Source organism: Serratia sp. TSA_105.2, from assembly GCF_052692115.1.
This window is the reverse complement of record NZ_JBQZFT010000008.1, coordinates 133398-156700: the sequence shown is the minus strand read 5'-3', so window position 1 is coordinate 156700 and position 23303 is coordinate 133398. Positions and strand designations below refer to the sequence as shown.

The following is a 23303-nucleotide window of genomic DNA, read 5'->3' as shown; positions in this document are numbered from 1 at the left end:
GCGTTCTGCTCGAGCATGGGCATGCGAAAGGCCCGTTCCCGATGGGCCTTAACGCCGCTCGCGGCGGCCCCGGAGGGGGGACTCAGGATGAGACGAATTGCGTAGGACAAATCCGCCGGGAGCGGATTTGAACGTTGCGAAGCAACGGCCTGAAGGGGGGCGGGCAGGACGCCCGCCATAAACTGCCAGGCATCAAACCAAGCCGAAAGCCCTGAACTGACGTTCAGGGCTTTTTGCTATGCGTAAAATGAAAAATCCCCGTTGTAATCCGCTTCAGCTTTCATCGTACGGTTTAATATTCATCACAAAATCCGCGCATTATTCCTCCAAACGCCAGATATTCTTCGTCCGCTATTAAGTTTGGCTGTTAACTTATAAATAACAATAAAGTAACACCTGGCGGCAGGAAGCCGAATTTCATCATTGCTATGGCTCGGAGATAACATCATGACAGAAACAACCTCGGCTCTTGGGGATGAGCACGGCGTCGAACAGGGAGCGCTGGATAACAAGAAACGCATTTTCGCTATCGTCGGGGCTTCATCAGGCAATCTGGTGGAGTGGTTTGATTTTTACGTTTACTCCTTCTGTTCCATTTACTTTGCCGCCTCGTTCTTCCCGGCGGGCAACAGCACCACGCAGCTGCTGCAAACCGCCGGGGTGTTCGCCGCCGGCTTCTTTATGCGGCCTATCGGCGGCTGGCTGTTCGGCTATATTGCCGACAAACACGGCCGAAAAAACTCAATGCTGATTTCGGTCTGCATGATGTGCGCCGGATCGCTGGTGATCGCCTGCCTGCCGACATATGAATCGATCGGCAGCTGGGCACCGGCGCTGCTGCTGCTTGCGCGCCTGTTCCAGGGGCTGTCGGTGGGCGGCGAGTACGGCACCAGCGCCACCTACATGAGCGAGGTAGCGATCAAGGGCCGACGTGGCTTTTATGCCTCGTTCCAGTACGTAACGCTGATCGGCGGGCAACTGCTGGCGCTGCTGGTATTGGTGATCTTGCAGCAAATATTGTCTGGTGAAGAGCTGAAGGCGTGGGGCTGGCGTATCCCGTTTGCGCTCGGTGCGCTGTTGGCGGTGGTGGCGCTGTACCTGCGCCGCTCGCTGAATGAAACCTCCGATGCGAAGACGCGTAACCACAAGGATGCCGGTTCGCTGACGGGGCTGTGGAAAAACCGCAAAGCGTTTCTGATGGTGCTGGGCTTTACCGCCGCCGGTTCGCTGACCTTCTACACCTTCACCACCTACATGCAGAAATATCTGGTGAACACCGCCGGCATGGACGCCAAGCTGGCCAGCGCCATCATGACCGTCGCGCTGTTCGTCTTCATGCTGCTGCAGCCGGCGGTCGGCGCGTTCTCGGATAAAATCGGCCGTCGCAGTTCGATGTTGATCTTCTCGGCATTGGCCACCGTGTTGACGGTACCGATCCTGTTTGCCCTGAAAGAGGTGACCAACCCCTTTATGGCGTTCGGTTTGATCGTGCTGGCGTTGTTCGTTGTCAGCTTTTACACCGCGATCAGCGGGTTGCTTAAAGCCGAGATGTTCCCGCCAGAGGTGCGTGCGTTAGGGGTGGGCTTGTCTTATGCAGTAGCGAATGCTCTGTTCGGCGGCTCGGCGGAATATGTCGCGTTATCGCTTAAATCGTTCGGCGTGGAAAATGCCTTCTTCTGGTACGTTTCCGGCATGTGCCTGCTGGCGCTATTGGTCTCGCTCCGGCTGCATCGCAAAGGCAAGGAGATACAGCTGTAATAAAAACCCCGGCCTTGGCCGGGGTCAGAGTAGCGTTTACAGGATACGGCTAATCAGCCGATCGATACGGATACGCCGCAGACGGCGAATCAGCTTGCGCACCTTGATCGGGTATTGCTGAATGCTTTGCAGCTCCTGATAGTGGCCAACCACGGTGGTGTGAGTGCGGATGCATTCCAGCTCTTTTTGCCGCTGCTCGCGCATTTCCTGCTTGGGATCGTGGATCAGAATGGCGTTTTCCAGATCCAGCCGCCAGGCGCGCGGGTTGAGGTTATTGCCGGTAATCAGCTGCCACTCTTCGTCTACCCACATGCCTTTCAGGTGATAGCTGTTATCGCCGTCCTTCCACAGACGCACGATCAGCTGCCCGGTGTCGATATAGCGCTGCAAGCGGCTCAGAAAGCGGCGCAGGTTGATCTCGTACAAGTAGGGCAGCGCGCCGATGATTTTGAACGGCTGGTCTTCCGGAATATAGAAGTCGTTGGCGGTCTTGTCGCCGACGATGATCTCCACCTGTTTGCCCTGGCGCAACAGATAAATGATGTTGCGCACCAGCAGCGCCGGCAGATTGAAATAGGGGGTGCACAGCGTCAGTTTCTGGTCGGCGCACGACATCAGGTGATGAATGGTTTTATTCAGCACGCTTTGCTTGCCAAGCCCAACCAGCGGCGTCACCGCCAACTCATCGTTGCCGGCCTTGCCGCGGAAGTGGTAACCGGCGCGGCGCAGGGCGAAACGGAACAGACGGGTCTCGTTTTTGATCTCCGGGCTTTTCGGCCGATCGCTGCGGTCGAGGCGCTGTACGGCGCCGGCGGTGAGCAGATGCTGCTTGATGTAATCGATCAGGGTATCGGCCAACACCTCGTTGGTGATCAGCTGGTAGCGATCGTACCGGTATTTCTCATGCTGATGCAGATAAACGTCATTGATGCTGGCGCCGCTGTAGATAACGGTATCGTCGACCACAAAGCCCTTCAGGTGCAATACGCCCAGCGCTTCGCGGGTATTGACCGGCACGCCGTAGATCGGCACCGACTGCTCGGGATGTTGGCCGGCCATAGCGCAGTACCAGTCGGCGTTGGTATTGGCGGCGGCGGCGCCGATGCGCCCGCGCTGTGCGCGATGCCAGTCGACCAGCACGCAGATTTCCAGCTCGGGTCGCCGCTGCTTGGCTTGATACAGCGCGCTGAGGATCTCGCGCCCGGCGTCGTCATGCTCCAGATAAAGGGCCACCAGATAGATGCGTTGGGTGGCGTTGGCGATGGCGTCCAGCAGCGTGGTGCGAAAATCGGACGGTGCGTACAACGTACGAACATCAGCAACCGTCTGGGGGAGTTTGGGCAGTTGTGCAAGGTGTTGTTGATGTTTGCTACGTTTAAATTTTGACAACATCACAGTGCGTTTCTTCTCTCATGATTAATGGCCGGAACGCCACGGGCTTAAAAAAAATAAACCGAATAATCGGGCGATAATACCATTAGTTGCCTCGATTGTGCGTATGTTTTGGCGTTAAGTGGTGGATTCGTAGCGCATTGCGACGCAGGTCACTGCGCGTCGGCGGCCTGCAGCGGCAGCGTCAGATTGACGATGCCGTCCTCAAGCTGCACCTCGATGCCAAAGCCCAGCCGCTGCGCCAGTGCGATCATGCCGCGGTTATTCGGCATGGTGATGCCGCTCAGGCGGGTCAGGCCATGAGCGCGCGCATAGGCGATCATTTTCTCCAGCAGCTGACGGCCCAGGCCCACGCCTTTCAGATCGGAACGCACCAGCACGGCGAATTCGGCGTCGGTGTTGTCCGGATCGGACAGCGCGCGGGTCACGCCGATGATCTCGTCTGCACGCACCGCCACAAAGGCCATTTCTCGATCGTAGTCGATCTGCGTCATGTTGGCCAAATCGTCATGGGTAAACTCGTTGATCTCGCTGAAGTAGCGATAATAGAGATCTTCCTTGGTCACTCTATCGATGAAATGCTTCAGCGCCGGCTCGTCTTCCGGCAGGATTGGGCGGAACAGGCATTGGCTGCCGTCTTTCAGCGCGATGGTCTCTTCCAGCTCATGCGGATAAGGGCGGATCGCCAGCCGGGCCTGCGGATCGCCGCTGAACGGCGCGAGCTGCATCGAAACGTCCAGCAGGGTGAACTCGCTGCCGGAGGCCAGCACCGGGTGAATATCCAGCCGGGCGATCTCCGGGCAGTCGAGGATCAGGTTGGAGACCTGCACCAGCAGGCGGCTCAGCCCGGGGATATCCAAAGGCCGCAGTGCGCTGCGCCCGCGGATCTTGCCGCCTTTCACCGCCTGCAGCACCAGATAACGCGCCAGCGCCATGTTCAGCGGCGGCAGCGCGACCGCCACCTGATTTTCCTGGCGCCACTCCACGCCGCCTTCGCCCAGCATGACCAGCGGGCCGAAAATGGCATCCTGTTCTACCGCGATGCGCAGCTCCTGGGCACCGGCGCGGTTGGCCATGCTTTGCACCAGCAGGCCGTGAATACGCGCCTGAGGGTAGGTGCGCTTCACGCGGTCGAGGATCGCCTCCGCCGCGCGCTGCACTTCGGTCGCGGTGCGCAGGTAGAGCATGACGCCCTGAACTTCCGATTTGTGCGGGATATCCGGTGAACGCAGCTTCAGCGCCACCGGGTAGCCGATCTGTTCGGCAATGTGTACCGCTTCGGCGCTGTCCTCGGCGATCCAGGTCGGCAGAGTGCTCAGGTCATAGGCCTGCAGAATGGATTGTACCTCGTGGGTATCCAACTGGGTGGCGCCTTCGGCCAGCGCCTGATGGATTAGCCGGTGGGCGTCGGCGGTGTTGGCGGTCAGGCCGACCGGCAGCGCCGGCGTCTCTTTCAGCTGCTTCTGGTTGCGACGGTATTCCACCATATGCATAAAGGCGGTCACTGCGCCTTCCGGTGTGCGGTAGGTGGGAATCGCGGCTTCGGTAAACAGCCGGCGCGCCTCTTGCGAAGAGTATTCGCCGCACCAGTTGGTCAGCAATGTGATGCGCTTGCCGCGCGCATGGCGATGCAGCGCGTCGATCAGCCGTTCCGCCGTGGCGGTGCCCGGTGCCGCCGCGCTAGGCGCATGGATCAAGAGCAGCGCGTCATAGTCGTGGCTGTCGAGCAGCGCTTCGATAGCCGCCAGGAAGCGCTGCGGCGTGGCATCATCGCGCAGGTCGAGCGGGTTGCCGGCGCGGATGAAATCCGGCAGCGCGTCGCTCAATGTTGCCAGGCTCTCATCGCTCAGCGTGGCCAGCTTGCCGTTGCGTCCGAGCAGTTCGTCCAGCGCCATCGCTGCCGGCGCCGCCCCGTTGCTGACGATCATCAGCCGCTCGCCGCGCAGCGGATGCATATGGCTGAGGGTTTCCACCGCCGAGAACAGCTCAAGGGTATCCTGCACGCGCAGCAGGCCGGCGCGCTGGATGGCGGCGTCATAGGCGGCGTCCAGCCCCAGCTGGCTGTTGAGCAGCAGCTGCGCCTGTTGGCTGCGGCCGCTTTTGATCACCAGAATGGGCTTGTTGCGTGAGGCGCTGCGCGAGGCAGAGAGAAAACGCCGTGCGTCGCTGATGTTTTCCAGATACAGCAGAATGGCGCTGGTCTTGCTGTCGCGCGCCAAAAAGTCGAGCAGGTCGTCGACGTCGATGTCCAGGCTGTCGCCCAGCGCGATGAAGTAGGAGAAACCGACTTCGCGCTGCTGTGCCCAGTCGAGAATGGTGTTGGCCACGGCGGCGGACTGCGAGATAAACGCCAGTTTGCCCTTTTGGATCGGCACCGGCGAGAAGCTGGCGTTGATGCCCTGCCACGGCGCCAGCAGCCCCAGGCTGTTGGGGCCCAACAGCCGCATGGCATAGCGCTGCGCGCAGGCCTTCAGCTCGTCGAACTGTTCCGGCGGCGAAGAGAGTACGATGGCGGTTTTGCAGCCGCGTTGGCCCAGCGCTTCAATCAGCGCCAGATTGCGTTTGGCGTGGGTGCAGATGATCGCCAGATCCGGCGTCAGCGGCAGGCTGGCGACGTCGGGGTAGGCCATCACGCCGCATACTGCCTTGTAGCGCGGCGTGACCGGCAAGATGGGCCCGCCGAATCCGCCGGCCAGCAGGTTGCTTATCATCAGGTTGCCGGCGCGGCCGGGCTGCTGCGAAGCGCCCAGCACGGCGATCGATTTGGGACGTAGTAGCGCTTCTAACCCTCGCTGGCTCATGCACGGCTCCTTTTGGCAACGTTACGCCTGATTTTAGGCGCTTTCTGGCTACATTGCTGTGACCGGTGCCTCCGGCCGGGTCGGTTTTCCTGCCAGATACTGTTGACGGAAATAGCGAAAATGCTGATTCAATCCGTCGGCGGCCGGCAGATCGCCCGCCTGTTGCAGCAGGGCGGCGGCCACTTCCGCCGTGCAGTGTTGCTCGGCGCGGCTGGCTTCGCGCAGCTGGTAGTCCGATGCGGCGTCGACGTTGAGGGAAAACACCGGGAATTGATTGAGATACGGGCTTTTACGGAACATTTTGCGCGCTTCCGCCCAGGTGCCGTCCAGCATGATGAACAGCGGCGGTTTGCCGCCGGCGGGCAGCTCGCTGAACACCGGCCGTGCTGCGTCGGCGTAAGACGCAGGGAACACCACGTAAGGCTGCCGCGCCGGATCGTTGATGGCCGCCAGCAGGGCGGGATCGATCTCGGTGCGCGACCAGAGGAACGCCTGGGTGTCCGGCAGGATATCGGCGATCAGGCGCCCGGTGTTGCTGGGTTTGAGTGGCTCGGCGCCGAACATGATCAGGCAGAAACGGCTGCCGGCCTGCTGCGGGCGAATGGTGTCGCACAGGCAGTTTTTATGCGGCAGCAGGCAACCCTGACAACGCGCCACCCGGCAACCGCGCGCCAGAAAAGGGCGGGTGGCGCGGTCTAAACGGAATTGGCGCAGGCGAAGTACGGCGTTGTCGGTCATAACGATCCTGGGGAAAAACCGCCATTGTAACGCAGAAAAAAGCCCGCCGGGAGGGGCGGGCTCGATCTAGGCGCGTTCGCGCGCGATGGCGGGATACGGCCTATACTTGCCGAATCACACTAACTCGTTGAGCCAGTTGTCAAACGGCGCTTTCGGCATCGCGCCGTTGAGCATGTCGACCATCTTGCCCTGACGGAACACCATGATGGTCGGGATGCTGCGGATGCGGAAACGGGCGCTCAGTTCCGGCTCGGCTTCGGTGTTCACTTTCACGAAGCGCACTTTGCCGGCGCGCTCTTCGGCCACGTCTTCAAAGATCGGCGCAAAGCTGCGGCACGGGCCGCACCACGGCGCCCAGAAATCGACCACGACCGGCAGATCGTCCTGCAGCAACTGGTCCAGCGTGGCGGCGGTGGCATTGATCACTTCACCGTCGAAGAGCTCATGGCCGCAGCGGCCGCATTTCGCGTTGTCCGCCAAACGTTCTTCCGGCACGCGGTTGGTGGCATTGCAAGCTGCACAAACTGTATTCATGTTGACCTCGGGTACAGAGAAAGCATGGTCCCCGCAACGCAGTTGCGGAGATGTTTCTTTAATGCTGACAATTATCGGCAAAACCCGGCGCATGAACAATGAGGTTTGTTCAATGGATGTGATAGTTGGGAGCTTTTAGCGCAAGTTGGTGGCTTCGTGCACCAACATCAGGTAATCTTCGCGCCCTGCGCGTTGGTGGAGAAGACAATGAACGATTCATTTAGTGGCAAGAACGGTAAAGTCAAAGTGATGTACGTCCGCAATGACGACGACAACGGCGACGACCGCAACAAGAATAAACGTCCGGCCGGCAAAGGCCGTCCGGCTGACGGTGCGCGCTCGGGCCGTACCGGTCAAGACAAGGCGCGCGGCGGCAACGATCGCCGTGGTGCCGACTCCCGCCGCAGTGAAAGCGATCGTCCTCGCCGTCCGGCGCGCTCTGAAGATCGCGGTGGCAACGAGTCACCGTGGAGAACCGTTTCGCGCGCGCCGAATGAAGAACCGGCGTTCGATCACGGCGGTATCAGCGGCAAAAGCTTTATCGATCCGGAACAGCTGCGCCGCCAGCGCGCGGAAGAAACCCGCGTTTACGGTGAAAACGCCTGTCAGGCACTGTTCGCCAGCCGCCCGGAAGCGATCGTGCGCGCCTGGTTCGTGCAGTCGGTCACCCCGCGTTTCCGCGAAGCGCTGCGCTGGATGGCGGCTAACCGCAAGGCTTACCACGTGGTGGATGAGGAAGAGCTGGCCAAGGCTTCCGGCACCGAGCACCACGGCGGCGTCTGCTTCCTGATCAAAAAGCGTCAGGGCCTGGATGCGCAGACCTACCTGAAAAGCGCACCGGCGACCGACTGCGTGCTGGCGCTGGAAGAAGTGGGTAACCCGCATAACCTGGGCGCTATCGTCCGTTCTTGCGCTCACTTCGGCGTCAACGGCGTGCTGCTGCAGGATCCGGCGCTGCTGGAATCCGGCGCGGCGGTGCGTACCGCAGAAGGCGGCGCGGAGCACATCAAGGCGATCAACGCCGATGATTTCCTGTCGGTGCTGGATACCTTCCGCAAGGCGGGTTATACCATCGTCACCACCTCGAGCCACAAAGGCACCGCGCTGGCGCAGGCCAAGCTGCCGGCCAAGATGGTACTGGTGCTGGGCCAGGAACGTGACGGTCTGAGCGACAGCGCCTGGCAGCAGGGCGACATGAACGTGTCTATCGGCGGCACCGGCAAGGTGGAAAGCCTGAACGTTTCCGTGGCGACCGGCATTCTGCTGGCGGACTGGTGGCGTCAGAATCAGGCGTAATCTGTTCTACGTCGGATAAAAAACGGGCGCCCCAGGGCGCCCGTTTCGTTTATTGAAGCTTAGTGAGCGCCGCCGCCCCCACCGCCGCCGGAGCTGAATGGCGGTTTCGCCACCCACACTAGCACCAGCAGCACCAGGAACACCCCGGCCGACAGCCAGAAGATCTCGTTGGCGGAGATGATCAGGCCCTGCGCGGTGATCTCGTTGGCGATATATGCCGACGCCTGTTGTTTGCTCATGCCGAGCTGCTCCAGCTGCCGGTACATCTCCTGCGACTGCGGGTTGTACGGATTGACGAACTCCGTCAGCTGCGAATGGTGCTGTGATTCGCGCTGCGTCCACAGGGTGGTGGTGATCGAGGTACCGATCGAACCCGCCAGCGTTCGCGTAAAGTTCGACAGGCTCGACGCCGCCGCCATGCGTTCCGGCGGCAGGCCGGACAGCGTGATGGTGGTCAACGGCATGAAGAAGCAGGCGATGGCGAAACCCTGGACGAACTGCGGCCAGGCCGAAGCGCCGAAGTCCATGCCTGGCTCAAACGTATAGGCGCGCCAGTAGAAGCACACGGCATACATGATGAAGCTGAAGGTCACCAGCTTGCGCATGTCGAGCCGGTTGCCGAACTTACCGATGATCGGCGACAGCAGCACCGGGATGAGCCCGACCGGCGCCGACGCCAGCCCCGCCCAGGTGGCGGTATAGCCGTATACCTCTTGCAGCAGCTGCGGCAACAGCACGATGGCGCCGAAGTACAGCATGTAGGCCAGGCTGATGCACAGGCAGCCGATGGTGAAGTTGCGTGACTTGAACAGTGACAGATCCACCACCGGGTGGTCGTCCGTCAGCTCCCAGACCACCAGGAACAGCAACGCCACGACCGCCACGACGGTCAGGGTGATGATCTCGGTCGAGTTGAACCAGTCCAGCTCCTTGCCCTGATCGAGCATCACCTGCAGCGAACCGATGCCGACGATCAGCAGCACCAGGCCAACCGTATCGATTGGTTTGATCTCGGTTTTGGTTTCTCGCCCCTTCAGCGTCGCCATCGCCGCCATAATAACAAAGGCGCCGATCGGGATGTTGATGAAGAAGATCCAACCCCAATGATAGTTGTCGCTGATGTAACCGCCGAGGATCGGCCCGAAGATCGGCGCGACGATAACGGTCATCGACCAGAGCGCCAGGGCCATCGCTCGCTTGGCGGGCGGGTAGTTGTTCAGCAACAGGCTCTGCGACAGCGGGATCAACGGCCCGGCCACCACGCCCTGGATCACGCGGAAGAAGATCAGCATGCCGAGGCTGTTGGAGATGCCGCACAGCCAGGAGGCGATGACGAACAGCGCGGTGGACCAGAGGAACAGCCGCACTTCGCCGATGCGCTTCGCCAGCCAGCCGGTGATCGGGATCGAGATGGCGTTCGCCACGCCGAATGAGGTGATCACCCAGGTGCCCTGCGAGTTGGAAGACCCGAGGTTACCGGCAATGGTGGGGATCGCCACGTTGGCGATGGTGGAGTCCAGCACCTGCATGAAGGTCGCCATGGCGAGCGCGACCGTCATCCAGGCGAGCTGGGCGCCTTCAAGCGGTTTCTGTGGCAAGATGGCCTCCCGCGCGCTTAGCCGGCGTTCGCATGGATCACGTCGGCGATCAGCTGGTTAACCGGCGCCAGATTCAACGCCAGCGCGTCGCTCTGGTACAGCGGTTTGTCGCGCACCACGTCGGCCAGCACGCGGCCGTCCAGGTTGGCGGTGTCGACGGTCACCAGCGTAGAAAGACCGATGCGCAGCGGATGATCGGCCACCTGCTTGGCGTCGAGCTCAATACGCACCGGCAGACGTTGCACCACTTTGATCCAGTTACCGGTCGCGTTCTGGGCCGGCAGCAGCGAGAAGGCGCTGCCGGTGCCCATGTCGATACCGGCCACTTTGCCCTGATACACCACGTCGTCGCCGTAGACGTCGCTGACCACCGTCGCCGACTGGCCGATGCGCATGTTGGCGATCTGGGTTTCCTTGAAGTTGGCGTCAACCCAAATGTGATCGGCCGGCACCACCGCCATCAGCGGCGAACCAGCGGCGATCTGCGCGCCGACCTGCACGCTGCGGCGCGAGACATAGCCGGTAATCGGGCTGATCACTTTGGTACGCTGCAGCGCCAGCCAGGCATCGCGCATCTGCGCAGCGGCCTGTTGGATCGCCGGCTGCTGTTCCAGCGGGGTGTTCAGCACCATCGCCTGATTGGCGTTGTATTGTTGCACCGCCACTTCCAGCGCGGCCTTGGCGCTGTCGACCGCATCGCGAGCGTGTTGCAGCTCTTCGCGGCCGATGGCGTCAACGCTGCCCAGCACCACGCGGCGCTTCAGATCGTTCTCGGCCTTGCTCAGATCGGTCTTGCGCAGGGCGATGTTGGCCTGATACTGCTTGCTGTTGATGATCAGCTGGTGGGTCTGGCGCACGCTGTTGGCCAGGCCGGTCTTGGCGCGTTCAAACGCCTGCTCGGCATCGGTCGGATCGAGCGTCAGCAGCACGTCGCCCTGCTTGACGTAGTCGGTGTTGTCGAAATTGACGCTGTTCACGCTGCCGGACACCTGGGCCATGATCTGCACCTGGTTGCCGGAGACGTAGGCGTCGTCGGTTTCCTGGTGATGACGCAGCACCAGGAACCAATACACTAAGTAAGCCACCCCTATAACAATGAAAATAACCGTCAGCAACAGCAGCCAAAATTTACGCTGCTTCTTTTTGCCGTTCGGCTGCTGCGGGTTTTGGATTTCCGCGCTTGCGCTCATGGTGTTCTCCAAGCCTTATATTATTATGCTTTCGAATCCGCTGCGGCCGGGGCCTGATAGCCACCGCCCAGCGCGCGGATCAGTCCTATCTTCGCCTGCAGTAAATTGCTGCTGGCATTCAACTCCGCCTGTTGCTGCTGTAATAGCTGCGTCTGGCTGGTCAACAGATCGTCGCGCCCGATAATCCCTGCCTGGTAACGGGCGTTGGCGACCTGATACACCTGTTGCATCGACTGGGCCGCGGACGCCGCCTGCAGCTGCTGTTGCGCAGAGCTCTGCTGGATGGTGATGGCGTCGGCGGTTTCCTGTACCGCATTCAGGATGGTTTGGTTGTAGGATTCCACCGCTTCGTCATACAGCGCGGATTCCTCGCCCAGCTTGCTGCGCAGCGCCCCGGCGTGGAAAATCGGCAGCGAAATCGCCGGCATCACGTTCCAGGCCTGGCTGGCCGCTTCAAACAGATTCGGGCTGGTGCCACTGGTATTGGTGGTCATCAGGCCGGCGAAGGCTGAAATGGTCAGGCTGGGGTAAAACTCTTTACGCGCGGCGCTGACGCGCTGGCTGTAAGACTCCACCAGCTGGCGTTGCGCGGCGATGTCCGGGCGTTTGCCCAGCAGATCCGCCGTCAGCTCGCCCTGCGGCGCCATCAGGTTGTCTGCGGGCAACGGCACCTGACGCAGGTGCTGCATGGCGTTCGGCCCCTGGCCGGCCAGCGCGGCGAGCTGGTGTCTGAGCTGCTCGATCTGCGACTGCAGCTGCAGGATCTGCTGTTTGGCGACGTCGGACTGCGCCTGGGTTTGTTGCGGCACGTCGACGCCGGTCAGGCCGGCCTGATAGCGCTGTTGGCGCAATGCGGTCAGGCGCTCATTGTTGTTCACTTCCTGCTGCAGCAGCTTCTCGAGCGCCAGATTGCTCTGCAGCTGATAGTAGGCGGACGCCACCGAACTGGTCAGCGTCAGCGCCGCCTGTTCCTGCTCGGCGCGCGCGGCGTTGACCTGCGCCTTGGCGGCGTTCACCTGGTTGCGGTATTTGCCCCACCAGTCGAACTCGTACGCCAGGTTCAGCCCCAGCGAGTTGGAGCTTTCGTAGATCGGCTTATGCGGATACCCCAACCCCATATTGACGTTTTGCGGCACGCGCTGGCGCTGGGTGCTGGCGTTCAGATCCAGATTCGGCCCGTTGGCGGCGCTGGCTTCACCCACCACGCTCTGCGCTTCGCGCACGCGGGCGGCAGCCTGCCGCAGGGTCGGCGAGCTTTGCAGCGTCTGCGTCATCAGGGTATCCAACTGCGGGTCCTTGAGGGCGCGCCACCACTGCGGGCTGACGGCCAGCGAACTGACTTTCGGCTGAGCCAACTGCAGGCTCTGCGGATCCATCAGCGTGGATTGCGGGGCAATATTATCGGTCGAAGCACACCCGGCCAGCAGCAACACGGCGAACAGCGGGGTGAATCTCCAGTTAAATGGGGATCGCATAAGTAGGTACCTGAACAGAAATTGTGAATTAGGATAACTGTTCTGTGATTTCCATTTGATCCAGACGTGCCAGCAATTTGCGCGTCAGCTGTTCCAGCTGTTTTTGCTCATCGTCGGTCAGCGTGGACCACAGGAAATGCAGACATTGGTGCTGCGGCGGCAGCAGTTGACTGAGAAATTCTTCCCCCTGCGGCGTCAGATGCAGATGCAGGCAGCGGCGATCGTTGTCGCTTTCCCGGCGCTCGATCCAGCCGCGTTTCTCCAGCTCGTCGGCGATGCGGGTCGCATTGGTGCGCGAGGAGCCTAAGGCAGAGCTTAGCTCAGAAGGTTGGATGCTGTGGCTCTCCTGCGCATCCAGGGTGATCAGCGCCATAAACAGTGTTTCGTTAATCCCCTGCGCCTTCAGCATCTTATTGCGGTTTTCCAGCAGCTTGCCTTGCATGTGCATGCACAGGCGGGTCAGCAGGATTTCCTGATACGGGAAATCTTTCTGCCGGGTGGCGCGGAAATTCAGCATTTGTTCTATGGGGGCAAACGAGCTTTCCATAATTTAGGGCCTCATTAATTTCGTTCGAGATAGTAACGACGGTGACTAATAATGTAAATGTTCAGCCGTGCGGATAATTTAGCAATTCGTGTCATTTGTCAGTGTTTGTAAAGATGTGACGCATGAAAACGCCAAAGTGAAGCCAAACGATCGGGAGCGGCGTCAGCCCGGACCGAAAAGCATTAACAGCTTTAATGTGACGCCAAAGGCCGTCGCGCCGAGCAGCGTCGACAGAATGATGCTTTTGCTGCGGTAAAAGCACAGCGCCAGCGCGGCGAACCCCGCCAATGTGGGCAGCAGCTTGTCCGGTTCGCGCATGACGACCGGCGTGCTGGAGACCACCAGCAGGGCGCAGATCGAGGCAATGCCGATGCTGTCGAGCAACAGAGCGGCTTTACCGCGTTTGAGGCCGGGCTGGGCGCGCGTTGGCGCCAGCCGCAGTGGCAGATAACGGAACAGGTAATTGGCGCAGCCCACCACCAGGCCGATCACCAGCACATCAGTGTTCATGGTTGGCCTCCGCAGGGGCGGGCTGGAACAGGGCGGCGACGCAGCCGGCGCCGATGCCGGCCAAAATGGCGACCGGAATGGAGAATAGCACCACGCCGAGCAGCGCGCCGGCCAGCGCGGCGGCGATAGTCAGGCTCTGCGGGCGCCGGAAGGCGGCCAGCAGGAAACTGAGAAACAGCGCCGGCAGCATGAAGGCCAGCGAGGCTTCGATCACCGGGAACTGCTCCAGCGGGCCGTTGCCGAACAGCGCGCCGAGCGCGGTGCCGGCCACCCAGGAGAGCCAGGAGCAGAGCGCGATGCCCAACATCCAGTTTTCGCTCCAGCTGCGGTTATTGCGCATCAGCTTGGCGGTAGCGGCGGCGAAGACCTCATCGGTCAGGCCAAAGGCCCATATCGCCGTTTTACCGGGCGACATGCGCGAGACGATGCGGTGACGCAGCGCCGGGCCGTACAGCAGGTGGCGTACGTCCATCGCCATCACCGTCAACGCGGAGACCCACAGCGACATTCCGGCGCTCAGCAGGGCGGTGATCACGAACTGGCTGGCGCCGGCGTAGATGATGCAGGAGAAGAAAATGCTTTCCAGCGGGGAAAAGCCCAGTTTGACGGCGCTCAGGCCGAAGGCGAACGCCACCGGGACATACCCGATGACGATCGGCAAACTGTCGACGACGCCGTTGGCGAAGGTGGCGCTGACGGCGGGCGGATTGAGGCTGTCTGCAGCTTGGCTTTGCATGGTTGTGGGTCGCAGGGTAGATAGGACTTCAATAGTTTATGCCCAGAACATTACCAGAGAGTAAGTAATGTTTATACCCTGCACCGCTAATAAATTTCTTAAGTGACTATTTGCACGATAATCAGATTGTCGCCGGCCCCTGCGGATCGTGGTGCTTGCCGAGCCACCAGGTCAGCAGGTTGAGCAGGCATAACACCCCGCCGGCGGCGGCCACACCGTACCAGCCGGCATGCTGATAGGCCGAGGCGGAGAGCAGTGAACCGAGGGCGCCGCCGATAAAGTAGCTGGTCATGTAGCCGGCGGTCAGGCGGTTGCGCGCGTCCGGCATGATGCGGTACATCACGCTCTGGTTGGTGACGTGTACCGCCTGCACCGCCAGATCGAGGATCAGGATGCCGGCGATCAGCGCCCACAGCGATTCTTTGGCGAACGCGATAGGTATCCAGGACAGCAGCAGCAGCACCAGGCCGACGGTGGTGGTCAATCCGGCTTTGCCCTTGTCCGCCAGATGCCCGGCGCGCGAAGCGGCCAGCGCCCCGGCGGCGCCCACCAGGCCGAACAGCCCGATCACCCCCTCGGAATAGTTGAACGGCGGCGCGGCGAGCAGAAAGGCCATGGAGGTCCAGAGCACGCTGAAGTTGGCGAACGACAGGGCGCCGAGGATGGCGCGGGTGCGCAGCAGCGGCGTGCGGCAGAACAGGCTGAAGATCGAGGCCAGCAGCTGCGGGTAGTTCAGCCCGGAGTGTTGCTTATAGCGCGGCAGCGCGCGCCACAGGATCAGCGCCATCAGGATCATCAGCACGCTGGCGACCCAGTAGATGGTGCGCCAGCCGCCGAACGATGCCAGCGCGCCCGCGACGGTGCGTGCCAGCAGGATGCCGAGCAGCAGGCCGCTCATGATGATGCCGACGGTCTTGCCGCGCTTTTCCGGGTGGGCCAGCGTGGCGGCCAGCGGCACCAGGATCTGCGCCACCACCGAGAACAGCCCGGTGAGCGCGGTGCCGAGGATCATCATCGGCAGGGTGGCGGAGGTGGCGGTGATCAGCATGCCCCCGGCGGCCAGCAGCGTCATAAACACGATCAGCCCGCGGCGCTCGAACATATCGCCGAGCGGCACCAGCAGCAGCAGCCCGGTGGCGTAACCGAGCTGCGCGGCGGTAACGATAAAGCCGGCCTGATTGACCGACAGGTTGAAGCCGGTGGCGATGGTTTCCAGCAGCGGCTGCGCGTAATAGTTGCTGGCGACCGCCAGGCCGGTAGCGATGGCGATCAGCACGGTCAGCGCCGGGCTGAGCCCTGGGTGGGCGTTTTGTTGGCTCATGGTTTTTTCATCACGGAAAGAAGATGGCGCGCAGTATCCGGCAACGCAGGCCGGGAAACCAATGTATAATTTTCATTTTATTTATCTCATTTCAAGATAGATGCCATGAACCTGAAACAGATCCGCTATGCGCTGGCGGTGGCGGAAGAGCTGAACTTTACCCGGGCGGCGCAGCGCTGCCATACGGTGCAGTCGGCGCTGAGCCACCAGATCGCCAAACTGGAAGAGGAGCTGGGCTGTACGCTGTTTGAACGCACTTCGCGTCGGGTGCGGTTGACCCCGGCCGGCCAGGCTTTCGTGGCCCCTGCGCAGCGCCTGTTGGCGGCGCAGCAGGCGCTGGTGGAGGAGGTGACGGCGGCCGACGGCGCGGTGTCCGGCACCCTGACCATCGGCACCATTTCAACGATAAACGTGATGGCTCTGACCGAAAGGCTCGACAAGTTTCATCGCCACTATCCGGCGGTGAATATCCGCCTGTACGTCGGCATGAGCGAAGCGCTGCTGGAGGACGTACGCCAGCAAAAATGCGATATGGCGTTCGTCGGCATCTGGCCGGGCGATGCCGATCTGTTGCCGATGTCGCACCGGCAGTTGGCCGATGAGCCGCTGGTGGCGCTGGTGGCGCCGCAGCATCCGTTGGCCGGCCGCGAGCGGGTGAACCTGCAGGCGCTGGCGGAAGTGCCGCTGGTGGATTTCTACAGCGGCACCGGCGCGCGGCGCCAAACCGATCGCGCCTTTCAGGCGGCGGGCATCCGTCGGCACGTCAGTTTTGAAATCGATCATATCGAATGGCTGGAGAATTTGGTGCGGCGCGGGCTGGCGGCGGGCATCGTACCGATCTCGACCGCGCAACGCTTAAGCGCGCTGGTGTCGATTCCGATTGAAGACGGGCCGCGGCGCCAGGTGTATTGCATTTGGCCGCAGCCCATGTCGACTATCGCCGAGCGCTTTTTGCATTTCAGCGGCATCGATATGGCGGGGTAGGGGCGCGGCACAGGCGGCGCCCCTGAACGGTTACGGCTTCGCCGCTTCGGCGGCGGTTTTCACCCAGCCGTCGAAGGTGGCCTGGTGCGCCTTGATCCAGCCGTTGACGTGGTTCTGGATGTCGGCTTCCGAAGCCTGGCCTTCATGCATGCGCAGGTTTTGCGCGTTGATGTCGGCGATCGGCAGCTTCATGATGGCGAACAGCTTGGCGGCCGCCGGATTGGCTTCGGCCCACTGCTTGTTGGCGGCGATACGCATGGTGTTGACCGGGAAGCCGTAGTTGGCGCCGTTAGGCAGCTTGGTGTCGACGTTCTTCTGCTCGCCCGGCAGAGAGGAGAACGGCACCTGCAGCCAGACCACGTCGCGCCCCGGCACCATCACATCGCTGACCCAGTACGGCGTCCAGGTGTAATACAGCACCGGTTTGCCCTCTTTGTAGCGGGTGATGGTGTCGGCGATCATCGCCGCGTAGTTGCCCTGGTTGTGTTCGACGGTATTGCTCAGGCCGTAGGCCTTGATGTGGTGGTTAATCACCGCTTCGCAGCCCCAGCCCGGGGTGCAGCCGGTCAGATCGGCCTTGCCGTCGCCGTTGGTGTCGAACAGCTTGGCGATCTTGGGATCCTTGAGCTGCTCGACGTTGGTGATGTGGTATTGCTCGGCGGTTTTCTTGTCGATCAGATAACCCTGCGCGGCGCCGTTGACGTAGACGCCTTCGCGGTAGAACTTGGCGTCGCCGCCGGCGGCCTTGTACTGATCGGCGTGCAGCGGATCCCAGTTGACCGCGATGAAGGTCGCGTCGCCGGAGGCGATCGAGGTGTAGGCGACGTTGTAATCCACTTCACGCGGTTCCTTCACGTCGTAACCCAATTTTTCCAGCGCCTTGCTGACCAGCAGCGTCTGGAACGTCTCTTCGGAAATGGTGCTTTGCACCGGCTGTACCGCGATCCCCTTACCGGGTAAATCTGCCGCGCTCACGCTCTGTGAGCCAATCAGCGTCGTCAGGGCGAGAGCCCAGATGCCCGTAGTGCGCATAGTGTTTCCCCTTTTTTCGATGTGGTGTGTCATAGCCCGCCGGGGCCGCAGCCGCCGGCGGGAAAAGCGTCAGGCTTGCTTGATGAACGGGCGAGTCAGCAGCCCGATGGGGCCGCGGCGATACCAGCGGCCGATGCCTTTGCTGCGGCGATCGCGCCCCAGCGATTGGGTGAGGCGATCGAGAATGATCGCCAGGATCACGATGCCGACGCCGCCGACGGCGGCCAGGCCCATGTCCAGCCGGCCGATGCCGCGCAGCACCATCTGCCCCAGCCCGCCGACGGCGATCATCGAGGCAATGACGACCATCGACAGCGCCAACATCAGCGTCTGGTTCACGCCGGCCATGATGGTCGGCATCGCCAGCGGCAGCTGCACCTTGAACAGCAGCTGACGCGGGCTGGCGCCGAAGGATTCGGCGGCCTCGATCAGATCCTCCGGCACCTGCTTGATGCCCAGAATGGTCAGGCGCACGATCGGCGGCAGCGCGAAGATGATGGTGACCACCACGCCCGGCACGTTGCCGATGCCGAACAACATGACGATTGGCACCAGATAGACGAAGGCCGGGGTGGTTTGCATGGCGTCAAGCAGCGGTCTTATCACCTTGGCGGCGTGCTTGCTGCGCGCCAGCCAGATGCCGAGCGGCAGGCCGATAAGAATGCAGAAGAACAGCGCGGTCAGCACCAGCGCCAGCGTGACCATCGCCTGCGACCAGGCGCCGATGGCGCCGATGGCGACCAGGGAGAGCAGCGTCGCAGCGCCCATGCCGAGGCCCGAGACCTGCCAGGCGAGCAGCGAGAACACCAGAATGGCGATCGGCGCCGGCATGCCCAGCAGCAATTGCTGGAAGCCGCTCAGGATCATGTCCACCGGCACGCGGATGCCCTGGAACAGCGGGCGGAAGTGCAGCACCAGCCAGTCGATGCCCTGCGTGACCCAGGTATCGAACGGCACCCAGGCTTTGTGGAACGGATCGAGCAGGCTGAAGTGTTCCGGCTGCGCCGGGGCGCCGCTGAGCCAATCGGCGCCTGACGCGGCAGCGTCATGGGTGGCCGGCGGCGGTGCGCTGGACCAGGCGTCGCCGGCGTTGGCAGCGGCATCGTTTGCGGGTGCGGTGCCGGTATCGGCCGGTGCGGTAGCCCAGGGATCTTGGGTTTGCGTAGTATCACTCATTGGCGGAGCCCTCCTTGTCCAACGCCTGCAGCAGCATGGCCTTGGAGATGATGCCGAGATAGTTATGTTCTTCGCACACCACCGGCACCGCGCACGGCGCCTGGGCGACCAGGGAAATCAGATCGCTGAGCGGCGTGTCGGCCGGCACGGCGGCGGGGGCCTCGAGCAGGGCATCGTCCAGCGTTTGATTGGCGGACAGCGCCTTTTTCAGCGACTCTATCGACACTACGCCGATAAATTTCTTTCCGCGTTCAACAACATAACCATAATCACGGTCCTCATCGCGCAGCAGCTGCAGCGCCGAACGGGGGCCAAAGCCGGGGGTTTTGCGGATCAGCGTCACCGGGCGCCGTTGGGCGATATCCTTGGCGCTGAATACATGACTGATGTCCACGCCGCGGAAGAAGGTGCGCACATAGTCGTTGGCCGGGTTGTTCAGGATCTCGTCCGGCGTGCCGACCTGGATCACCTCACCGCCCTGCATGATGGCGATGCGATCGCCGATGCGCATCGCTTCGTCCAGATCGTGGGAAATAAACACGATGGTGCGCTGATGCTGGGCCTGTAATTTCACCAGCTCATCCTGCATTTCGGTACGAATTAACGGATCGAGCGCCGAGAAGGCTTCGTCCATCAATAATATATCCGGGTTATTGGCCAGGGCGCGGGCTAATCCCACGCGCTGGCGCATGCCGCCGGATAATTCATCCGGATAAGACAGCGCATAATTCTCCAGCCCGACCTGACGCAGGGCATCCAGCGCTTTTTCCTGGCGCTCCTGCAGCGGTATGCCGGCTAATTCCATACCGAAGGCGGTGTTATTAATGACATTCATGTGCGGCATCAGCGCGAATGACTGAAATACCATGCTGATCTTATTTCGCCGCACGGCGCGCAGCGCGGTGTCAGATATTTTGGCGATGTCCTCACCGTCGATCAGCACCTGACCGCGAGTGGGTTCTATCAGACGATTGAGAAGGCGTACCAGGGTGGACTTGCCGGAACCGGAGAGCCCCATGATGACAAATATCTCGCCTTCTTCAATGGCCAGAGTGGCGTCTTTTACGCCGAGCGATAAGCCGGTTTTTTCAAACAGCCGATCTTTTGTCAGACCTTTATCCAGCAGTTTGAATGCGCGTTCCGGGTGTTCGCCAAATATCTTATACAGGTTCTTTACTTCGAGTTTAATTGCCATGCAATTTGCTGTTTCCTCTGGTTTAATTAACGCGTTATGGGCTGTCCTTAGCAAAATAAAAGAGCTTTTTACCCTAACACAGTGAATATCTGAGACAACCCTCAATGTCATTTAAATGGGATATTAGTGGTTTACATCAAGGTTTTAATTAGTTATGGTAATTTGGCCCGTGACTCAAAATTGATGGCCGTTATTCACCATAATGGTTTGGTTTTGGGGGAAATAACGCGGCGTGAAGCAATGGGATATTTCGCTTCTGCGCCTGCCGTTCGGATAATAAAAAACCCGACCAGAGGCCGGGTAAAAGTCATCAGTATTTCATCAGTTTTAACGACAGGTGCCGATATCGAGGGGGATATCGTCGGGCGCTATGTTATCGCCGTAATATGACAGCCAGATGGCAGCCTCAGGCCTTGCGATACAGTCGCCGCGGATGGCCGATATTGCCGTACAGCATCTCCACCCGCACGAACTGGGTGGCGACGCAGTATTCCAGATAACGGCGGGCGGTGGTCTTGCTGATGCCGACCTGCTCAACCACGTCTTCCACCGCATGCGCCACCGCCGGCTGGGCGATAAACAGCGCCTGCACCAGCTCGAGGGTATTGGTTTCGATGCCTTTGGCGCTCGGCTCGCTGGAGAACTGCTTCGACTGCAGGTTGTACAGCGCATCGACGTTGTCCTGATCGATAATCTTGAAGGTGCGCTGGGTCTGCACAAACTGCATGAAGCGTTCGAGCGAATTGCGCAGCCGCTTGTAAGACACCGGCTTGATGATGTAGTCGAAGGCGCCGTTGCGGATCGCCTGGCTGCAGGTATGCATGTCGCTGGCGGCGGTGATGAAGATCACCGAGCAGGCGGGGTTCTTCACCGCCGGTTCTTCCATCAGCTCGATGCCCTGGCCGTCCGGCAGAAAGTTATCCAGCAGGATCAGCCGCGGCTGATGCGCATTGGCTTTGGCCCGCGCTTCGGCCAGCGTGGCGGCGTAAGCCACCACCCGCAGGTTGAAATTTTTCTCGATGAACTCCGCGTGCAGCGTCGCCAGTTGCGGCTCGTCTTCCACGATCAGAACGTCCAGTGCTTGGTGTGACATAATCGGGTGCTCAAAAAATCGGGTTATGGGTTTTATTTAGGGATAAATATAGAGAATATCGCGCCGTGCGGCTCGTTGTCCGACACTTCTATGCTGCCGTGCGCCTGCGCAACGTGGCTGGCGACCAGATGCAGGCCGATGCCGTGGTCGCTTTTATCCGCTTTGGTGGTGACGCCCTGTTCAAACAGCGTATCACGAATCTCCTCGGCGATGCCGGTGCCGCGATCCGCCACCTCGATCACCAGCTCGTCGCTGCCGTCGCTGATATAAAGCTCGATCGCGTCGTGCGGGGCCGGGCAGTGCAGCGTCGCCTCCACGGCATTATCCAGCAGGTTACCGACGATCGACATCAGTTCGGTCTCATTCAGCGCTGCCGGGATCTGCCGCAGCTGGCAGGCCGGATCGAAGCGCAGCTCGATGCCTTTTTCTCTGGCGCTGGAGTATTTGCCCAGCAGCAGGCCGCACAGCGCCGCCGAACTGAAGCGCTGCGAGATGAAATCGAGGATTTCCTGCGCCCCCTCCGACTGGGCTTCCACATAGCGAATGGCCTCGTCGTAGCGCTGCATATGCAACAGCCCGGCCAGCGTGGCGGTCCAGTTCAGCTGCTCGTGGCGCATGATGCGCAGGTTGTCGGCATAGCGTTTCACCTGGCTGAGCTGGCTGCTCAGGGTATTGATATCGTTCTTGTCGCGAAAGCTGATCACCCAGCCTTGCAGCTCCTGTTCCTGCATGATGCGCACCCGGCTGGCGATCACCCGCACGTGGTTGAAGCGGCACACCTCGTCATGCGTATCCTGGCCCAGCTGCGCGGCGGCGAAGAAGTTCGGCTGCGCCTGGATCACGTCGCCGATCGGCCGGCCCAGCAAGCCGGCGGCGGGCTGGTGCAGATCCAGCAGCTCGCGCGCCGCATGGTTGATGGTGATGATCCTCATCTGCGGATCGATGGCGATCACCCCTTCATAGATGGCTTCCAGCAGCGCTTTTTGCTGGCGTACCAGCAGCGCGATCTCTTTCGGCTCCAGCCAGAACATCTGGCGTTTGAGGTTTTTTGACAGCAGCCAGGAAAAGACGAACAGGGCGATCAGCAGCAGGACGATGGAGCCGATAATTTGCGTCAACGTCCTGGCATTTAAATTATCGATATGCGATTTCAAATAGCCGACGGAAACGATGCCGATCACGTGATTATTTTCATCCAGGATCGGCGCCTTGCTGCGTAATGAAACGCCAATGCCGCCCTTGCGAATGGAAATAATGCTTTTTCCTTCCAGCACCTCTTTATTATCACCGCCGATCATCGGCGTGCCCAGGCGGCCTTCATATTCGGAATGATAAAGATGGCGGGCGTGATTATCGCCGATGACGATATAACTGGCGTCGCTGCTGGCGCGGATTTTTTTCATCAGCGCGGCAATTCTGGCGGCGTCGTTGTTTTCCACGGCGTCGACCAGCGAAGGAATGAGGGCGATTTCCCGCGCCTGCACCTGGGCGCGGGCGCCGAGATCGCGGTGCAGCTGCGCATCCAGCTGGTAATAGGTATAGGCACCGATACAGGTCAGCAGCAGGCAGGAGAAGGCCACCAGGCAAAGAAACAGCTTGATTTGAAATGAGAGTTTGAGCCGCATGGCGGAGCTTCACCGTAAAGAGATCTTGAAGCCTTACCCTATCACGAGAAGCGGGGTCTGTAATATTGCGCCCGATCAACTTGTGATCCCTCACACGAGATTAGAGTGAACCGGACGAGAATTGTTCGTCTGCGATAAAGTTGATAAGCTTTAAAATAAAAGCGGTATTAACACCATTAAAACCACGCCGGTTTTTACATAATCTTAATTAACCCCATAGAAACCATAACCACCATTAAAAACCCTTTTTAACTTTGAACATAATCACAGCAGATAATCCGTGCGCTTCTCTATGATGGCTG

General features: G+C 60.7%; 20 protein-coding genes. 4 read left to right on the top strand and 16 right to left on the bottom strand.

Annotated features, from left to right (window positions below):
• Nucleotides 1-447: 447 nt before the first annotated feature.
• Nucleotides 448-1758, top strand: coding sequence for an MFS family transporter (locus tag ACUTSC_RS20520; protein WP_197768847.1), 1311 nt, complete (start codon nucleotides 448-450; stop codon nucleotides 1756-1758).
• A gap of 36 nt (nucleotides 1759-1794) precedes the next feature.
• On the opposite strand, the gene pssA is transcribed toward ACUTSC_RS20520, so the two are convergent.
• The 4 genes from pssA to trxC form a co-directional block, all read right to left on the bottom strand.
• Entirely contained in the window at nucleotides 1795-3150 is a 1356-nt protein-coding gene (gene pssA, locus ACUTSC_RS20515; protein ID WP_197768846.1) for a CDP-diacylglycerol--serine O-phosphatidyltransferase, read from the bottom strand.
• Between the two features lie 152 nt (nucleotides 3151-3302).
• A complete protein-coding gene (locus ACUTSC_RS20510; protein ID WP_445653529.1) occupies nucleotides 3303-5951 on the bottom strand; it encodes a bifunctional acetate--CoA ligase family protein/GNAT family N-acetyltransferase in 2649 nt (882 codons plus the stop codon).
• Nucleotides 5952-5999: 48 nt separating this feature from the next.
• Complete coding sequence (locus ACUTSC_RS20505; RefSeq protein ID WP_197768844.1) at nucleotides 6000-6689, bottom strand: DTW domain-containing protein; 690 nt, start codon at nucleotides 6687-6689, stop codon at nucleotides 6000-6002.
• Between the two features lie 114 nt (nucleotides 6690-6803).
• Complete coding sequence (gene trxC, locus ACUTSC_RS20500) at nucleotides 6804-7223, bottom strand: thioredoxin TrxC (protein ID WP_004928868.1); 420 nt, start codon at nucleotides 7221-7223, stop codon at nucleotides 6804-6806.
• Nucleotides 7224-7430: 207 nt separating this feature from the next.
• Between trxC and ACUTSC_RS20495 the strand changes: the two genes are divergently transcribed.
• Nucleotides 7431-8519 carry a tRNA/rRNA methyltransferase gene (locus ACUTSC_RS20495; RefSeq protein ID WP_197768843.1) on the top strand — a complete coding sequence of 363 codons (1089 nt, stop codon included), beginning with the start codon at nucleotides 7431-7433 and terminating at the stop codon, nucleotides 8517-8519.
• Nucleotides 8520-8578: 59 nt separating this feature from the next.
• Here the strand turns inward: ACUTSC_RS20495 and emrB are convergent, their stop codons facing one another.
• From emrB to ACUTSC_RS20460, 7 genes are all read right to left on the bottom strand, one after another.
• A complete protein-coding gene (gene emrB / locus ACUTSC_RS20490; protein WP_063990642.1) occupies nucleotides 8579-10117 on the bottom strand; it encodes a multidrug efflux MFS transporter permease subunit EmrB in 1539 nt (512 codons plus the stop codon).
• A gap of 17 nt (nucleotides 10118-10134) precedes the next feature.
• Complete coding sequence (gene emrA / locus ACUTSC_RS20485; protein WP_049200874.1) at nucleotides 10135-11307, bottom strand: multidrug efflux MFS transporter periplasmic adaptor subunit EmrA; 1173 nt, start codon at nucleotides 11305-11307, stop codon at nucleotides 10135-10137.
• A gap of 23 nt (nucleotides 11308-11330) precedes the next feature.
• On the bottom strand, nucleotides 11331-12782 hold the full coding sequence (locus tag ACUTSC_RS20480; protein ID WP_033649765.1) for an efflux transporter outer membrane subunit: 1452 nt from the start codon (nucleotides 12780-12782) through the stop codon (nucleotides 11331-11333).
• A 28-nt stretch (nucleotides 12783-12810) separates the two neighbouring features.
• Nucleotides 12811-13329: a transcriptional repressor MprA gene (mprA, locus tag ACUTSC_RS20475; RefSeq protein ID WP_025160249.1), complete on the bottom strand. Its 519-nt coding sequence runs from the start codon at nucleotides 13327-13329 to the stop codon at nucleotides 12811-12813.
• 162 nt (nucleotides 13330-13491) lie between these two features.
• Complete coding sequence (ygaH, locus tag ACUTSC_RS20470; protein ID WP_445653528.1) at nucleotides 13492-13839, bottom strand: L-valine transporter subunit YgaH; 348 nt, start codon at nucleotides 13837-13839, stop codon at nucleotides 13492-13494.
• The gene (locus ACUTSC_RS20465) at nucleotides 13829-14575 is read right to left on the bottom strand and encodes an AzlC family ABC transporter permease (RefSeq protein WP_197773832.1); all 747 of its coding nucleotides are present in this window, start codon (nucleotides 14573-14575) and stop codon (nucleotides 13829-13831) included. Before ACUTSC_RS20465 ends, ygaH begins: the two co-directional genes overlap by 11 nt.
• Nucleotides 14576-14696: 121 nt before the next feature.
• Complete coding sequence (locus ACUTSC_RS20460; RefSeq protein WP_060441098.1) at nucleotides 14697-15896, bottom strand: MFS transporter; 1200 nt, start codon at nucleotides 15894-15896, stop codon at nucleotides 14697-14699.
• 105 nt (nucleotides 15897-16001) lie between these two features.
• Here ACUTSC_RS20460 and ACUTSC_RS20455 point away from each other — a divergent pair, with 105 nt between their 5' ends.
• Nucleotides 16002-16880, top strand: a complete 879-nt coding sequence (locus ACUTSC_RS20455) for a LysR family transcriptional regulator (protein ID WP_038872847.1) — start codon at nucleotides 16002-16004, stop codon at nucleotides 16878-16880.
• A 30-nt stretch (nucleotides 16881-16910) separates the two neighbouring features.
• Here the strand turns inward: ACUTSC_RS20455 and proX are convergent, their stop codons facing one another.
• The 3 genes from proX to proV all read right to left on the bottom strand — a co-directional run bounded on the left by proX (nucleotide 16911) and on the right by proV (nucleotide 20283).
• Nucleotides 16911-17912 carry a glycine betaine/L-proline ABC transporter substrate-binding protein ProX gene (gene proX, locus ACUTSC_RS20450; protein WP_033635697.1) on the bottom strand — a complete coding sequence of 334 codons (1002 nt, stop codon included), beginning with the start codon at nucleotides 17910-17912 and terminating at the stop codon, nucleotides 16911-16913.
• Nucleotides 17913-17981: 69 nt separating this feature from the next.
• Nucleotides 17982-19088, bottom strand: coding sequence for a glycine betaine/L-proline ABC transporter permease ProW (gene proW, locus ACUTSC_RS20445; RefSeq protein WP_443002935.1), 1107 nt, complete (start codon nucleotides 19086-19088; stop codon nucleotides 17982-17984).
• On the bottom strand, nucleotides 19081-20283 hold the full coding sequence (gene proV / locus ACUTSC_RS20440; protein WP_063990638.1) for a glycine betaine/L-proline ABC transporter ATP-binding protein ProV: 1203 nt from the start codon (nucleotides 20281-20283) through the stop codon (nucleotides 19081-19083). Before proV ends, proW begins: the two co-directional genes overlap by 8 nt.
• Nucleotides 20284-20409: 126 nt before the next feature.
• On the opposite strand from proV, the gene ACUTSC_RS20435 reads away from it, so the two are divergent.
• Complete coding sequence (locus tag ACUTSC_RS20435) at nucleotides 20410-20673, top strand: hypothetical protein (protein WP_197768840.1); 264 nt, start codon at nucleotides 20410-20412, stop codon at nucleotides 20671-20673.
• Between the two features lie 16 nt (nucleotides 20674-20689).
• On the opposite strand, the gene ACUTSC_RS20430 is transcribed toward ACUTSC_RS20435, so the two are convergent.
• Together ACUTSC_RS20430 and ACUTSC_RS20425 are read right to left on the bottom strand one after the other, a co-directional pair.
• Entirely contained in the window at nucleotides 20690-21376 is a 687-nt protein-coding gene (locus tag ACUTSC_RS20430; protein ID WP_033635694.1) for a response regulator, read from the bottom strand.
• Nucleotides 21377-21408: 32 nt separating this feature from the next.
• Nucleotides 21409-23001 carry an ATP-binding protein gene (locus ACUTSC_RS20425; protein ID WP_130018108.1) on the bottom strand — a complete coding sequence of 531 codons (1593 nt, stop codon included), beginning with the start codon at nucleotides 22999-23001 and terminating at the stop codon, nucleotides 21409-21411.
• Between the last annotated feature and the right edge of the window lie 302 nt (nucleotides 23002-23303).

Coding starts and splice junctions, on each gene's coding strand:
- ACUTSC_RS20520 (WP_197768847.1), top strand. CDS start 448: ATGACAGAAACAACCTCGGCTCTTGGGGATGAGCACGGCGTCGAACAG.
- pssA (WP_197768846.1), bottom strand. CDS start 3,150: ATGTTGTCAAAATTTAAACGTAGCAAACATCAACAACACCTTGCACAA.
- ACUTSC_RS20510 (WP_445653529.1), bottom strand. CDS start 5,951: ATGAGCCAGCGAGGGTTAGAAGCGCTACTACGTCCCAAATCGATCGCC.
- ACUTSC_RS20505 (WP_197768844.1), bottom strand. CDS start 6,689: ATGACCGACAACGCCGTACTTCGCCTGCGCCAATTCCGTTTAGACCGC.
- trxC (WP_004928868.1), bottom strand. CDS start 7,223: ATGAATACAGTTTGTGCAGCTTGCAATGCCACCAACCGCGTGCCGGAA.
- ACUTSC_RS20495 (WP_197768843.1), top strand. CDS start 7,431: ATGAACGATTCATTTAGTGGCAAGAACGGTAAAGTCAAAGTGATGTAC.
- emrA (WP_049200874.1), bottom strand. CDS start 11,307: ATGAGCGCAAGCGCGGAAATCCAAAACCCGCAGCAGCCGAACGGCAAA.
- ACUTSC_RS20480 (WP_033649765.1), bottom strand. CDS start 12,782: ATGCGATCCCCATTTAACTGGAGATTCACCCCGCTGTTCGCCGTGTTG.
- mprA (WP_025160249.1), bottom strand. CDS start 13,329: ATGGAAAGCTCGTTTGCCCCCATAGAACAAATGCTGAATTTCCGCGCC.
- ygaH (WP_445653528.1), bottom strand. CDS start 13,839: ATGAACACTGATGTGCTGGTGATCGGCCTGGTGGTGGGCTGCGCCAAT.
- ACUTSC_RS20465 (WP_197773832.1), bottom strand. CDS start 14,575: ATGCAAAGCCAAGCTGCAGACAGCCTCAATCCGCCCGCCGTCAGCGCC.
- ACUTSC_RS20460 (WP_060441098.1), bottom strand. CDS start 15,896: ATGAGCCAACAAAACGCCCACCCAGGGCTCAGCCCGGCGCTGACCGTG.
- ACUTSC_RS20455 (WP_038872847.1), top strand. CDS start 16,002: ATGAACCTGAAACAGATCCGCTATGCGCTGGCGGTGGCGGAAGAGCTG.
- proX (WP_033635697.1), bottom strand. CDS start 17,912: ATGCGCACTACGGGCATCTGGGCTCTCGCCCTGACGACGCTGATTGGC.
- proW (WP_443002935.1), bottom strand. CDS start 19,088: ATGAGTGATACTACGCAAACCCAAGATCCCTGGGCTACCGCACCGGCC.
- proV (WP_063990638.1), bottom strand. CDS start 20,283: ATGGCAATTAAACTCGAAGTAAAGAACCTGTATAAGATATTTGGCGAA.
- ACUTSC_RS20430 (WP_033635694.1), bottom strand. CDS start 21,376: ATGTCACACCAAGCACTGGACGTTCTGATCGTGGAAGACGAGCCGCAA.
- ACUTSC_RS20425 (WP_130018108.1), bottom strand. CDS start 23,001: ATGCGGCTCAAACTCTCATTTCAAATCAAGCTGTTTCTTTGCCTGGTG.